This window comes from Streptomyces sp. SAI-135 (genome assembly GCF_029893805.1).
Lineage (GTDB): Bacteria > Actinomycetota > Actinomycetes > Streptomycetales > Streptomycetaceae > Streptomyces.
Genome location: NZ_JARXYP010000002.1, coordinates 7,191,818 through 7,205,030 on the forward strand (window position 1 = coordinate 7,191,818; position 13,213 = coordinate 7,205,030).

11 protein-coding genes are annotated in these 13,213 nt (G+C 71.8%); 6 read left to right on the forward strand and 5 right to left on the reverse strand.

The features are described 5' to 3' along the window. Positions 1-92 precede the first annotated feature (92 nt). Positions 93-1,766 carry a PucR family transcriptional regulator gene (locus M2163_RS36925; RefSeq protein WP_280848570.1) on the reverse strand — a complete coding sequence of 558 codons (1,674 nt, stop codon included), beginning with the start codon at positions 1,764-1,766 and terminating at the stop codon, positions 93-95. A 343-nt stretch (positions 1,767-2,109) separates the two neighbouring features. Between M2163_RS36925 and M2163_RS36930 the strand changes: the two genes are divergently transcribed. From M2163_RS36930 to M2163_RS36950, 5 genes are all read left to right on the forward strand, one after another. Further along, on the forward strand, positions 2,110-3,000 hold the full coding sequence (locus M2163_RS36930) for an FAD binding domain-containing protein (protein ID WP_280896158.1): 891 nt from the start codon (positions 2,110-2,112) through the stop codon (positions 2,998-3,000). Further along, on the forward strand, positions 3,000-3,536 hold the full coding sequence (locus M2163_RS36935; protein ID WP_280896159.1) for a (2Fe-2S)-binding protein: 537 nt from the start codon (positions 3,000-3,002) through the stop codon (positions 3,534-3,536). Before M2163_RS36930 ends, M2163_RS36935 begins: the two co-directional genes overlap by 1 nt. Position 3,537: 1 nt before the next feature. Next, a complete protein-coding gene (locus M2163_RS36940; RefSeq protein WP_280896160.1) occupies positions 3,538-5,928 on the forward strand; it encodes a molybdopterin cofactor-binding domain-containing protein in 2,391 nt (796 codons plus the stop codon). A gap of 173 nt (positions 5,929-6,101) precedes the next feature. Beyond that, a complete protein-coding gene (locus tag M2163_RS36945) occupies positions 6,102-7,559 on the forward strand; it encodes an NCS2 family permease (RefSeq protein WP_280848566.1) in 1,458 nt (485 codons plus the stop codon). Positions 7,560-7,605: 46 nt separating this feature from the next. Then, on the forward strand, positions 7,606-8,754 hold the full coding sequence (locus tag M2163_RS36950; RefSeq protein ID WP_280896161.1) for an XdhC/CoxI family protein: 1,149 nt from the start codon (positions 7,606-7,608) through the stop codon (positions 8,752-8,754). On the opposite strand, the gene M2163_RS36955 is transcribed toward M2163_RS36950, so the two are convergent. Together M2163_RS36955 and M2163_RS36960 are read right to left on the reverse strand one after the other, a co-directional pair. Then, positions 8,706-10,019: a lanthionine synthetase LanC family protein gene (locus tag M2163_RS36955; protein WP_280896162.1), complete on the reverse strand. Its 1,314-nt coding sequence runs from the start codon at positions 10,017-10,019 to the stop codon at positions 8,706-8,708. The two genes, M2163_RS36950 and M2163_RS36955, sit on opposite strands and share 49 nt — an antisense overlap. A 22-nt stretch (positions 10,020-10,041) precedes the next feature. Continuing rightward, positions 10,042-10,473, reverse strand: coding sequence for an SRPBCC family protein (locus tag M2163_RS36960; protein ID WP_280848563.1), 432 nt, complete (start codon positions 10,471-10,473; stop codon positions 10,042-10,044). Between the two features lie 205 nt (positions 10,474-10,678). On the opposite strand from M2163_RS36960, the gene M2163_RS36965 reads away from it, so the two are divergent. Continuing rightward, the gene (locus M2163_RS36965; RefSeq protein WP_280848562.1) at positions 10,679-11,251 is read left to right on the forward strand and encodes an HAD-IIIA family hydrolase; all 573 of its coding nucleotides are present in this window, start codon (positions 10,679-10,681) and stop codon (positions 11,249-11,251) included. Positions 11,252-11,254: 3 nt separating this feature from the next. Here M2163_RS36965 and M2163_RS36970 read toward each other — a convergent pair whose 3' ends face one another. Together M2163_RS36970 and M2163_RS36975 are read right to left on the reverse strand one after the other, a co-directional pair. Next, the gene (locus M2163_RS36970) at positions 11,255-11,563 is read right to left on the reverse strand and encodes a DUF3040 domain-containing protein (protein ID WP_280896163.1); all 309 of its coding nucleotides are present in this window, start codon (positions 11,561-11,563) and stop codon (positions 11,255-11,257) included. Between the two features lie 68 nt (positions 11,564-11,631). After that, complete coding sequence (locus tag M2163_RS36975) at positions 11,632-13,023, reverse strand: family 43 glycosylhydrolase (protein WP_280897372.1); 1,392 nt, start codon at positions 13,021-13,023, stop codon at positions 11,632-11,634. Positions 13,024-13,213: the final 190 nt, after the last annotated feature.

Genomic DNA, 13,213 nt, shown 5'->3' on the forward strand with positions numbered 1-13,213 from the left:
GGTGGCGGCATCTCAGCACGAAACGACGGGCCCGGCCAAGGGGGTGGGTGAAGGAATTCACAAAGTCGTGGGAGTCCGGGCACCTCCGGGTTTCAGCTCATCCGCAGCGCCAGGAAGAAATCCAGCTTGTCCTCGAGGCGCGAAAGGTCCCGGCTGGTCAACTGCTCGATCCGCCCGACGCGGTAGCGCAGCGTGTTGACGTGCAGGTGGAGGCGGGTCGCACAGCGGGTCCAGGAGCCGTCGCAGTCCAGGAAGGCCTCAAGGGTGGGGATCAGCTCGGCCCGGTGGCGGCGGTCGTAGTCCCGCAGCGGGTCGAGAAGGCGGGCCGTGAAGGCGCGGCGCACGTCGTCCGGCACGAAGGGCAGCAGCAGGACGTGCGAGGCCAGTTCCTGGTGGCCTGCCGCGCAGACCCGGCCGACGCGGGCCGCCGCCACCCGGCGGGCGTGGCGGGCCTCCTCCAGCGCGCCGCGCAGGCCCTCCGCCGAGTGGACGGACGCGCTGACGCCCAGGGTGACCCGGCCGTCGTCGTCCAGGCCTGCCGACAGGGGGTCGCGGACCGTTTCGAGCAGCGCGTCCGCCAGGATGCCCGACTCCGAGCCGTCGTGCTCGGTCGAGACCGCGGGGAGGGGGACCAGTGCGACGGCCTCGTCGCCGGTGTGGGCCACCGCGATGCGGTCGGAGGGCTCGGGGCCGGTCGCGAGGGGGTCCACCAGGATCTCCTCCAGGAGGGACTGCGCCATCGGGCCGCCCTCCAGCTCGCCGTCCTGCCATTCCACCCGCGCCACCACGACCTGCCAGTGCGGGGCCGCTCCGAGGCCGGGAAGCAGGACGGGGGCCGCAACCCGCAGCCGGGCCGCGATCTCGGCCGGTGCCGCTCCGGTCTGGACCAGCTCCAGGACCTCCTGGGCCAGCCGGCGCCGGACGGTACGGGCGGCGTCCCTGCGGTCGCGCTCGACCGCGATCAGCTGGGCGACGCCCTGGAGGAGGTCCAGGCGCTCCGCCGGCCAGTCGCCGGCGTCCGCCTCCACCGCCAGCAGCCAGTCGGACAGGACCGTCTCGCGCACGTCCCTCGACGCCTGCGGGGCGCGCCCCGAGCTGCGGACCGGGAAGAGGGAGTACGCCGCCGGGCCGACCGTGACTCTGTGGGGGCCCCGGCGGCCGGTGCGGACCGCGGCCAGGTGCTCCGCCGCGAGCTTCGCGCAGGTGTCCGCGGGCAGGCCGGGGCCCGCCGCCTTCGGGCCCGCGATCAGTCGGCCGGTGGGGGACAGGACCCAGGCGCGCAGGTCCAGGTCCGAGCCCAGCAGGTCCAGGACCACGTCCGGGCCGCCGCCCGCCGGACCCGAGGTCATCATGCGGCGGTGCCGGTCCACCACGGCCGCCAGATCGCCCGCGCGCTCCCCGGAGACCTGCCGTACGACATGCTCGGTGATCGTCGCGAAGGCCACCGACTCGTGGACGGCGAACAGCGGCAGGCGGTGCCGGGCGCAGGCCACGACCAGGTCCTCCGGGACATCCCCCAGCTCCGCCTCGCCGGCCGCCAGCGCGACCACCCCGGCCTGCACGAGCAGGCGGACGAACGGCTCCGAGTCGGCGGCGTCCCGGCGCCAGGCGAGACCCGTCAGGACGAGTTCCCCGCCCGAGAGGTAGCGGCTGGGGTCGCGCAGGTCCGTGGTCATCACACCGCGCACGGTGCGATCCAGTTCGTCCTCGCCGCCGAGCAGCCGCAGGCCCAGCGCGTCGGTGTCCAGCAGTGCGCGCAGCCGCATTCTCGTCGCCGCCGTTCTTTGTCTCGAAATCTACGATGGGGAAGGGGTCCGGTGGAGTGGGGAGCGGCCGCTGCCGCCTCCGGTGCTGTGTCCCAGGTCACGTGGGCCGTGCCGCACGTTTCCGCAGGAAAACATGGAGGTTACTGAGGGCCTCCGTTCATACGAATCTACAAGATGAGGGCCGCGACCAGCCAACTCCTTCATGGTTTCCGTGACTGACCCCGTCGGAGTACGCCGCTGTGTACTGACCTCACTCCGCGTAAACAGCACATGAACGAGCCGGGCCCGCCGCACACGAACTGGCTCGATCCGTACGATCACGAGACGAAGAAGAGAGCCGGTCATGGACTTCCTTCGCCCCGCCAGCTGGGAGGAGGCGCTCGCCGCCAAGGCTGAGCACCCCACCGCTGTGCCCATCGCGGGCGGCACCGACGTGATGGTCGAGATCAACTTCGACCATCGGCGGCCCGAGTACCTGCTCGACCTGAACCGCATCGGCGACCTCACCGAGTGGGAGGTCGGCGAGGACGCGGTGCGGCTCGGCGCCTCCGTGCCGTACACCCGCATCATGGAGAGCCTGCGCGGCGAGCTCCCGGGCCTGGCCCTCGCCTCGCACACCGTCGCCTCCCCGCAGATCCGCAACCGCGGCGGCGTCGGCGGCAACCTCGGCACCGCCTCCCCGGCCGGTGACGCCCACCCCGCGCTCCTCGCGGCCGGCGCCGAGGTCGAGGTCGAGTCGGTGCGCGGGTCGCGCCGCATCCCGATCGACGAGTTCTACACCGGCGTGAAGCGCAACGCGCTGGCCCCCGACGAGCTCATCCGCGCCGTACACATCGAGAAGGCCGACGGGCCCCAGCAGTACTCCAAGGTCGGCACGCGCAACGCCATGGTCATCGCCGTGTGCGCCTTCGGGCTCGCGCTGCACCCGGCGACGCGGACGGTGCGGACGGGCATCGGTTCCGCGGCTCCCACCCCCGTTCGGGCCAAGGCCGCCGAGGACTTCCTGAACGCCGCTCTGGAAGAAGGCGGGTTCTGGGACAACGGCCGGATCATCACCCCGTCGGTCGCCAAGCAGTTCGCGGACCTGTGCGCCGCCTCCTGCAACCCGATCGACGACGTCCGGGGCACGGCGAGCTACCGCCGCCATGCGGTCGGCATCATGGCCCGCCGCACGCTGACCTGGGCCTGGGAGTCCTACCGCGGCACCGCCGCCACCACGGAGGGAGCTGCGTAATGCGCGTCAACTTCACAGTCAACGGACGTCCGCGGGAAGCCGACGACGTGTGGGAGGGCGAGTCCCTGCTGTACGTGCTGCGCGAGCGGCTCGGGCTGCCTGGTTCCAAGAACGCCTGCGAGCAGGGCGAGTGCGGATCGTGCACGGTGCGGCTGGACGGCGTCCCGGTGTGTTCCTGCCTGGTCGCGGCCGGGCAGGTCGAGGGGCGCGAGGTCGTCACGGTCGAGGGGCTCGCGGACTTCGCCAAGCAGCGCGCTTGCGGGCACCCGGCTCCCGAGGGGCAGGACTCCCAGACCGGCGAGGGCACCGAACTCTCGCCGATCCAGCAGGCGTTCATCGACGCCGGCGCCGTCCAGTGCGGCTTCTGCACACCGGGCCTGCTGGTGGCCGCCGACGAGATGCTGGAGCGCAACCCCAGCCCGAGCGACGCGGACATCCGCGAGGCGCTCTCGGGCAACCTGTGCCGCTGCACCGGCTACGAGAAGATCATGGACGCGGTCCGTCTCGCGGCCGCCCGGCAGGGAGAGGCGGTCTGACGTGTCCACTCCCAACGGAACCCCCACCAAGATCACCCAGGGTTCGCAGACCAAGGGCGGCATCGGCGAGTCCACGCTCCGCCCCGACGGCACCCTCAAGGTCACCGGCGAGTTCGCGTACTCGTCCGACATGTGGCACGAGGACATGCTCTGGGGACAGATCCTCCGCTCGACCGTCGCGCACGCCGAGATCGTGTCCATCGACACCAGCGAGGCGCTCGCCCTGCCGGGCGTGTACGCCGTGATGACGTACGACGACCTTCCGACCGAGGTGAGGAACTACGGCCTGGAGATCCGGGACACCCCCGTCCTCGCCCACGGCAAGGTCCGTCACCACGGTGAGCCGGTCGCGATCGTCGCCGCCGACCACCCCGAGACCGCCCGCCGGGCGGCCGCCAAGATCAAGGTCGAGTACCGCGAGCTGCCCGTCATCACCGACGAGGCCTCGGCGACCGCTCCCGACGCGATCCTGATCCACGAGAACCGCGACGACCACCACATCGGACACGTCCCGCACCCCAACATCGTGCACCGCCAGCCGATCGTCCGCGGTGACGCGCGACAGGCCGCCGAGCGCGCCGACTTCGTCGTCAGGGGCGAGTACACCTTCGGCATGCAGGACCAGGCCTTCCTCGGCCCCGAGTCGGGTCTCGCGGTGCCGGACGAGGACGGCGGTGTCCACCTCTACGTCGCCACCCAGTGGCTGCACTCCGACCTGCGCCAGATCGCGCCCGTCCTCGGCCTGCCCGAGCGCAAGGTCCGCATGACGCTGTCCGGCGTCGGCGGGGCCTTCGGCGGCCGCGAGGACCTGTCGATGCAGATCCACGCCTGTCTGCTGGCGCTGCGCACCGGCAAGCCCGTCAAGATCGTTTACAACCGGTTCGAGTCCTTCTTCGGACACGTCCACCGCCACCCCGCCAAGCTGTACTACGAGCACGGGGCCACCCGCGAGGGCAAGTTGACCCACGTGAAGTGCCGGATCGTGCTGGACGGCGGCGCGTACGCCTCCGCCTCCCCGGCCGTGGTCGGCAACGCCTCCTCGCTGTCGATCGGCCCGTACGTCGTCGACGACGTGGACATCGAGGCCATCGCCCTCTACACCAACAACCCGCCGTGCGGCGCGATGCGCGGCTTCGGCGCGGTCCAGGCGTGCTTCGCCTACGAGGCCCAGATGGACAAGCTCGCCGACGCGGTGGGTATGGACCGGGTGGAGTTCCGGCAGCTGAACGCCATGGAGCAGGGCACGATCATGCCGACCGGCCAGCCCGTCGACTCGCCCGCCCCCGTCGCCGAACTCCTGCGCCGCGTCAAGGCGATGCCCCTTCCTCCGGAGCAGCAGTGGCTCTCGGCCGGCGAGCAGGCGGACGTACGGCAGCTGCCGGGCGGTCTGTCCAACACCACCCACGGCGAAGGCGTCGTGCGGGGCGTGGGCTATGCGGTCGGCATCAAGAACGTCGGCTTCTCCGAGGGCTTCGACGACTACTCCACCGCCAGGGTCCGCATGGAGGTCGTCGGCGGCGAGCCCGTCGCCACCGTGCACACCGCCATGGCGGAGGTCGGCCAGGGCGGTGTCACCGTCCACGCGCAGATCGCCCGCACCGAGCTCGGCGTCACCCAGGTGACCATCCATCCCGCCGACACGCAGGTGGGCTCGGCGGGTTCGACCTCCGCCTCCCGTCAGACGTACGTCACGGGCGGCGCCGTCAAGAACTCCTGCGAGCTGGTCCGGGAGAAGGTCCTGGAGATCGGGCGCCGCAAGTTCGGCTCCTACCACCCCGCCTGGGCCACCGCCGAACTGCTCCTGGAGGGCGGCAAAGTCGTCACCGACGGCGGCGAGGTCCTCGCGGACCTGGCCGACGTGCTGGAGGGCGAGAGCGTCGAGGTCGAGGCGGAGTGGCGGCACCGGCCCACCGAGGCCTTCGACCTGCGCACCGGGCAGGGCTTCGGCCACGTCCAGTACTCCTTCGCCGCCCACCGCGCGGTCGTCGAGGTCGACACCGAGCTCGGCCTGGTCAAGGTGATCGAACTGGCCTGTGCCCAGGACGTCGGCAAGGCGCTCAACCCGCTGTCCGTCGTGGGCCAGATCCAGGGCGGCACCATCCAGGGCCTGGGCGTGGCGGTGATGGAGGAGATCATCGTCGACCCCGTGACGGCCAAGGTCAGGAACCCGTCCTTCACGGACTACCTGATCCCCACGATCCTCGACACGCCGACCATCCCCGTCGACGTGCTCGAACTCGCCGACGACCACGCGCCGTACGGGCTGCGTGGCATCGGTGAGGCACCCACCCTGTCCTCGACCCCGGCCGTCCTCGCGGCGATCCGCAACGCGACGGGGCTCGAGCTCAACCGGACGCCGGTCAGGCCCGAACACCTCACGGGCCAGGCGTAGCAAGTCCCTCCGGGCGGCACAGGGAACGTCACACTTCGCCGCGCCGCCCGGAGTACCCAGATCGTTCGTCTCGGGCCGTCCCCCGGGTCGTGCGGCCGCAGCACCTTCCCAAATCCCGTGACCGCCGAGGCGGTTCGCACGGGTGCCCCTGTGAACCTTGGGAGTAGGCCCACATGACCCAGCAGCAACTGGAGCCAGCGACCACCGCCGACGACGCGGGAGAAGGCACCCGCGTCCCGGCCGGCAGGTCCTGGCTCGACCGGTACTTCCACATATCCCGGCGAGGATCCACCGTCGCGCGTGAACTGCGCGGTGGCGTCACCACCTTCATGGCGATGGCGTACATCCTCCTGCTCAACCCGCTGATCCTGTCCGGCAAGGACGTGGCGGGGGACACGCTCGGCCAGAAGGCGCTCATCACCGCGACCGCGTTCGCGGCGGCCCTCACCACGCTCCTGATGGGCTTCTTCGGCAAGGTGCCGCTGGCCCTCGCCGCCGGTCTCTCCGTCTCCGGAGTGCTCTCCTCGCAGGTCGCGCCCGCGATGACCTGGCCGCAGGCGATGGGCATGTGCGTGATGTACGGCGTGGTCATCATGCTGCTGGTCGTCACCGGCCTGCGCGAGATGATCATGAACGCGATCCCGCTGGCCCTCAAGCACGCGATCACCATGGGCATCGGACTGTTCGTCGCCCTGATCGGCTTCTACAAGGCCGGCTTCGTCCACCAGGGCAAGGCCACCCCGGTGACCCTCGGCCCGACGGGCGAACTCGCGGGCTGGCCCGTCCTGTTGTTCGCCCTCACCCTCCTCGCCATCTTCATGCTCCAGGCGCGGGGCGTCCCCGGCGCGATCCTGATCGGCATCCTCGGCGGGACCGTACTGGCCGTCGTCCTCAACGCGGCCGGGGCCGTCGACCCGAAGCAGTGGGCGAGCGGAGCACCCGAACTGCACGGCAGCGCGGTCTCCATGCCGGACTTCTCCATCTTCGGCAAGGTCGAGTTCGGCGGCTGGGGCGAGGTCGGCGCGATGACGGTCGGCATGATCGTGTTCACGCTGGTGCTCGCCGGGTTCTTCGACGCGATGGCCACCATCATCGGCGTCGGCACCGAGGCGAAGCTCGCCGACGAACAGGGCCGGATGCCGGGCCTGTCGAAGGCGCTGTTCATCGACGGCGCGGGCGGCGCGATCGGCGGAGTGGCCGGCGCCTCCGGGCAGACCGTGTTCGTCGAGTCGGCCACCGGCGTCGGCGAGGGTGCCCGAACCGGCCTGTCCTCCGTGGTCACCGGCCTGTTCTTCGCGGCCTGTCTCTTCTTCACCCCGCTGACGGCCATCGTGCCGGGCGAGGTGGCCGCCGCGGCCCTCGTGGTCATCGGCGCCATGATGATGATGAACGCCCGCCATGTCGACTGGGCCGACCGCGCCACCGCGATCCCGGTCTTCCTGACCGTCGTGATCATGCCGTTCACCTACTCGATCACCGCGGGCGTCGCCGCGGGCGTCATCTCCTACGTCGCGATCAAGGTCGCGCAGAGCAAGGCGCGCGAGATCGGCGCCTTCATGTGGGGACTGACGGCGATCTTCCTGGTGTACTACGCCCTCAACCCGATCGAGAGCTGGATGGGCGTGCACTAGCCGTCCGGACGCACCTGTACGCAACCGCTGTGAAGGAGACCGAGACATGCTGGACATCGCCGACGAGCTGCACCGGTGGGTCGAGCAGGGACGCGACTTCGCCGTGGCCACCGTGGTGGCCGTCGGCGGCAGCGCGCCCCGCCGGCCCGGCGCCGCCCTCGCGGTGGACGCCGACGGCACGGCGATCGGCTCGGTCTCCGGCGGCTGCGTGGAAGGCGCGGTGTACGAGCTGTGCCAACAGGCCCTCAAGGGCGGGGAGTCGGTCCTGGAGCGCTTCGGCTACAGCGACGAGGACGCCTTCGCCGTCGGCCTCACCTGCGGCGGAGTCATCGACATCCTCGTCACCCCGGTCCGCGCCGGCGACCGCGACCGCCCGGTCGTCGCGGCCGCCCTCGAAGCGGCGGCGCGGGGCCGGGCGACGGCGCTGGCGCGGATCGTCTCCGGACCGGACGAACTCCTCGGCCGCACGCTCGTCGTACGGCCGGACAGCTCCTACGGCGGCTTCGGCGCCCACCCCGAACTGGACCGCACGGTGGCCGCCGAGGCCGGCGCCTTCCTGGACGCGGGCCGCACCGGCACCCTGGAGATCGGTGAGCAGGGCTCGCGCTGCGGCGCCCCGCTCACCGTGCTCGTGGAGTCCTCGGTGCCACCGCCCCGGATGATCGTCTTCGGCGCCATCGACTTCGCGTCGGCACTGGTGCGGATCGGGAAGTTCCTCGGCCACCGGGTCACCGTGTGCGACGCGCGACCCGTCTTCGCGACCGAGGCGCGCTTCCCGGAGGCCGACGAGGTAGTCGTCGAGTGGCCGCACCGGTACCTGGAGCGCACGGAGGTCGACGCCCGGACGGTCCTGTGCGTCCTCACCCACGACGCCAAGTTCGACGTCCCCCTGTTGCAACTGGCCCTCAGGCTCCCGGTCGCCTACGTGGGCGCCATGGGCTCCCGCCGCACCCACCTCGACCGCAACGAACGCCTGCGCGAGGTCGGCGTGACCGAACGGGAGCTGGCGCGGCTGCACTCACCCATCGGCCTGGACCTCGGCGCCCGTACGCCCGAGGAGACGGCCCTGTCCATCGCCGCCGAGATCGTCGCGGCGCGGCGGGGCGGCAGCGGTGTCTCCCTCACCGGCGCGCACACGCCGATCCATCACGACGAGACGTCGGCACCGGCCCGGCGGATCGGGTCGGTGGCCTGAGCGGACACCTGCGGCTGGTCCGGCCACGTGAAGGCGTAGCGCGGATCGCCGCCCCGGCTCAGCCGGACGAACCGCAGCAGCTCACGCACGATGCCCGCACCGCCCTGCGCCCAGTCGGTGCGGGGCACCAGCACGCTCGGGGTGGCCCGGTGCTCGACGTTGGACCAGCGGGCGCCGTCGGCGTCCCGGACCGCGCGGGCGGCGAGGTCGGCGACGAGGGTCCGCGCGAAGTCGTACGCCTGCGACCGCGCGGTTCCTTCGGCGACGCGGTCGCAGGCCAGGGCGAGGACGCCCGCCGTGCCGCAGCAGCGGCCGTTGTTGTCCCAGAACCCGGGCCGCAGCCGCTGGGGGAGTCCGGAGCGGGTGACCGTGTGCCAGCAGCGGTCGGCGAGGGCGGACCAGGCCGGGTCGCCATGGGTGTCGCGCAGCAGCCGGAAGATCTGCGCGTCGCCGGTGGGGCCGTGGCACCAGCCGTAGCTGATCGGCTCGATGAGGTCCGGGAGGTGCTGCGGAGTGGAGTGCCGGACCAGGAAGCCCTCCGGGCCGCCCTCGTCACGGGCCACGACGTCCGCGACCCCCGCCAGCGCCAGGTCGACCAGGTCGGCACGGCCGCTCGCGTGGCCGATCCGGGCGAGGGCGTAGGCGATGCCCAGCGTGCCGTGGGACATGTGGTGCATGCGGGCGTCCCGGCCGGGGCGCCAGGCCCAGGTGACGCCCCACGGGGTGTGCTCGGCCGCCCGCAGGTAGGGCTCCACCGCCAGGACGGCGAATTCCGGGTCGCCGACCGCGAGGGCGGCCAGGCCGATCCCGCCGTTGCCGCCCATCAGCTCGAAGAGCTCGCCCCAGCGCTCCCCGTCGAAGTGCGCCCGCACGAGGGCCGTCGCGCGGTCGGCCGCCGTACCGCAGGCGCTGTCGCCGAGTTGCTCGCCCAGGGTGTGCAGGACCAGGGCCATGCCGGACCGGCCGAAGTAGAGCGAGTCGTCCCCGTGGCCGTCGACGGCGGCGGCCACACCGCGGCCCGCGCGGAGCGCGAGGTCGGCGTAGGAGTCGTCGCCGAAGTGCCGCCACGCCTCCAGGAGTACGGCGACGATCCCGGCCGTGCCGTTGTACAGGGTCGGGTCGGTCACCTCCTGCGAGGGATCGGACGGCCAGGCGAGCCCGCCGTCCGCGGTCTCCCTCGCGGCGGACACCAGCCACCGCAGCCCGTCCACCGCGAGCCCCTCGACCTCGTCCACCCGTACCGCCGTGCCGTCAACCGCCGTCATGGCGCCCACTGTTGCACGTCCGTCAGCTGCCCCGCAGCAGCCGGTTCAGCGTCCGTCCGAACACCGAACGGGCCGCAGCGCCGAGCAAGGGCGCCGGGAACAGGGGAACCTGCAACTGCTCCCGCCAGATCACCCGGGCCCGGCCGCCGGGGCCCGGGTGCACCTCCAGTTCGGCCCAGCCCCGCACCACCCGGCCGCGCTTCTCCAGACGGCACAGACCGGAGACGCCCTCCGTCGGCGGGCGCCAGACCGTGACCTCCATGGGGTCGTCGAAGCCGAGCGGGCCCACCCCCGAGCGGGCGACGACGAGCGTGCCCTCGGCCGTCGGCCCCGGCGGCACGGCGGTGACGCGCGTCAGCGGGACGGACTCGCCGTGGCGGGGCCAGTCCGTGAGGCGGCGCCAGGCCTCGTCCTGGGAGAGCGGGGCGGTGCGTTCGAGGAGGAAGGTGACCACGAGCCGATCCTAGGGAATCCGGCCTGCTCAGCGGGGATTTCAAAGGGGTCTCACATACTTGGGGCAGTCCGGCTTCGGCAGCGGCGTACCGTGCGCCCCGCCGCCACCACTCGGCTCGGTGGACCGCGTCCCGACCGCATGGACCGGCCCCCCGCGGTTACCCGCCAAGGGGAAGCAGCGCACACGAGAGCCGGGAGGTGGCCGCATGACGCGCGTGCGCACGGTGCTGTTCGACCGGGACAGCATCCTCGCCGGGAACCCGTCCGACCCCGGCCGGGTGCGTGCGGCTCCCGGCGCCCGTGAGGCGCTCGGCATGCTGCGTCTGCACGGCGTCCGCACCGGGTTCGTCGCCGTGGAACCGGGCATCGGGCACGGCGGACTCGGCGACGCCGACGTGCGGGCCGTCAACCGGCGTGTCGACGAACTGCTCGGCCCCTTCGACATCTGGGGAGTGTGCCCGCACGGACCGCAGGACGGCTGTCACTGCCGTCCGCCCGAACCGGGCCTGCTCCTGTGGGCGGCGGGCCGGGTGTGCACCGGGCCCGCCGAGTGCGCGGTCGTGGGCACCGCCGCGGACGCCGAGGCCGCGGCCCGCGTGGGCGCCCACGGGATCCTCGTACCGGACGAGCGGACCGGGCCGCAGGAGACGGCACGGGCCGGTCATGTGGCGCCGGACGTCCTGACCGCCGTACGCGCGCTGCTGGCCGGGCCGCCGCAGGGGCGGGTCCTGGTCGACGAGCGGCCCATCGAGGCGGCCTTCGGAAACGGCGAGGCGTGAGGCTCAGGGTTCCGTCCAGCGGCACAGGAGACGGAACACCGCGAACAGGGCCAGGGGCCACACGGCCGCGAAGGCCCAGATCACCGCGGGCCGCGAGGTGACGATGCCCGTCACCATGAGCGTGATCGAGACAGTGAGCAGCAGGCCCACGGTCATTACGTGCGGCCGGTAGTGCGTCGCCCGGGAAAGGTCCGGCCGTCGGCGCAGCCTTCCGGTGCGCAACCGGCGTTCCAGACGGCGGTCGCGGCGCAGGGCGCGTTCCACCTCGTCCAGAATGCGCTGTTCGTGATCGGGGAGTCGCCCTGTCGTCACTGTCGCTCCTCGCGGATCCGAAGGGTCCTTCTCCTAGTGCCCGGAGAAGGACCCGCGACACCGTGCGCTCACTGGGCGTAGAAGGTCGCGTCCGCCCTGTCGGTGGCGGTGCCCGGGGCCTGCACGTACAACAGGTAGTCGTAGTGCCGGACATAGCGGCCCGGGTAGTTGGCGGACTCGTACGAGACTCCCGCCGGGTCGGCGAGTCCGGCCCGCTGGAGGAAGCTCGCGTCGGAGGCGAACGCCGTCGACCCGTCGTTCTTCTCCACCCACACCTCGAAGTTCCTGTGACGCAGGTAGTAACCGGGCAGATTGGCCGACTCCAGGGAGACCGTGCCGCTGCCGGCGAGACCGGTGACGACCCGGAACTGCGAGTCGGCCAGCGGCGACACGTTCGCCTCGATCCTCGCCCGGTACTCCCAGTGCCGGACGAACCGGTCCGCGAAGTTGTACGACGAGAAGCGCTTCGGGGTGACACCGTCGGCGACCGGGATGCCGAAGTCCGGGGTGCCGTCCGCCTTCCAGTAGACCTTCTGCACGCGGGTACGGCGGTTCGGGTCGTTCAGCGGGTCGCCGCTGATGTCCTTGTAGCCGCGGTCGTGGTAGACGAGGACGTCCGACCTCCCGTCCTCGGAGACGGTGAAGGAGTTGTGGCCCGGCCCGTACTGCGAGGTCGCCGCGCTGGTCCGGAACACCGGGCTCTGGCTCTTCGTCCAGGACGCCGGGTCGGTCAGGTCGGCCGTCGCGGACGCGGTGAGCATGCCCAGGCAGTAGTTGGCGTCCGTCGCGCTCGCCGAGTACGTCATGAAGACCTTGCCGCCGTGCTGGATCAGCGCCGGGCCCTCGTTGACCTTGTAACCGACCGTCTCCCAGGACAGCGTGGGCCGGGACAGTTCGGCCGGAGTCCCCTGAATCGTCCAGGGGTTGGACATCCGCGCGAGGAACAGGCTGGTGTTGTTGTCCTCCGACGGGTTGCGCTGCGCCCACGCCAGATAGCGCACGCCGTTCACGGTGAAGGTCGTCGCGTCCAGTGAGAAGCTCTCCCACTGGGTCCTGATCTGGCCCTTCTCGGTCCAGGAGGCGGTCAGCGGGTTGGCGCCGGTGCCTTCGAGGACGTACATCCGGATCGCCCAGACGTCACTGGTGGACCCGGCGGCGAAGTACACGTACCACTTGCCGTCGATGGAGTGGATCTCCGGCGCCCAGATGTGCGCGCCCATGACCCCGCTGGAGTGCTTGGTCCAGATCGTGGTCTCGGCCGCCGTCGACAGCCCCTGGAGGGTGGTCGCCCGGCGCAGCACGATCCGGTCGTACTCGGGGACGGTCGCGGTGAAGTAGTAGTAGCCGTCGGTGTGCCTGAAGATGTGCGGGTCGGCCCGCTTCTCGGCGATCGGGTTGGTGTAGGTCACGGCGGGGGAGTCGGGCACGGCGGCGTGCGCGGTGCCGCCGGGGCCGGCCAAGGTGGTGGCGAGAACCGTGAACAGGGCCAGGAGCAGCCGAACTGCGGTGCGTCTCAAGGGACTTCTCCAGAACAGGTCGTCGGGACGAGGCGCGCCCCCACCTATGTTCGTGATGTCGAACAAGGTTCGTAACTTCGGTCAAGGTAGAGGTGAAGATAGGGGTACGTCATGCCCTCGTCAACGCCTGCGT

Bases quoted from the DNA above. Each gene is read 5' to 3' on its own strand.
- M2163_RS36945 (WP_280848566.1), top strand. From the start codon at position 6,102: ATGACCCAGCAGCAACTGGAGCCAGCGACCACCGCCGACGACGCGGGA.
- M2163_RS36930 (WP_280896158.1), top strand. From the start codon at position 2,110: ATGGACTTCCTTCGCCCCGCCAGCTGGGAGGAGGCGCTCGCCGCCAAG.
- M2163_RS36955 (WP_280896162.1), bottom strand. From the start codon at position 10,019: ATGACGGCGGTTGACGGCACGGCGGTACGGGTGGACGAGGTCGAGGGG.
- M2163_RS36935 (WP_280896159.1), top strand. From the start codon at position 3,000: ATGCGCGTCAACTTCACAGTCAACGGACGTCCGCGGGAAGCCGACGAC.
- M2163_RS36965 (WP_280848562.1), top strand. From the start codon at position 10,679: ATGACGCGCGTGCGCACGGTGCTGTTCGACCGGGACAGCATCCTCGCC.
- M2163_RS36950 (WP_280896161.1), top strand. From the start codon at position 7,606: ATGCTGGACATCGCCGACGAGCTGCACCGGTGGGTCGAGCAGGGACGC.
- M2163_RS36925 (WP_280848570.1), bottom strand. From the start codon at position 1,766: ATGCGGCTGCGCGCACTGCTGGACACCGACGCGCTGGGCCTGCGGCTG.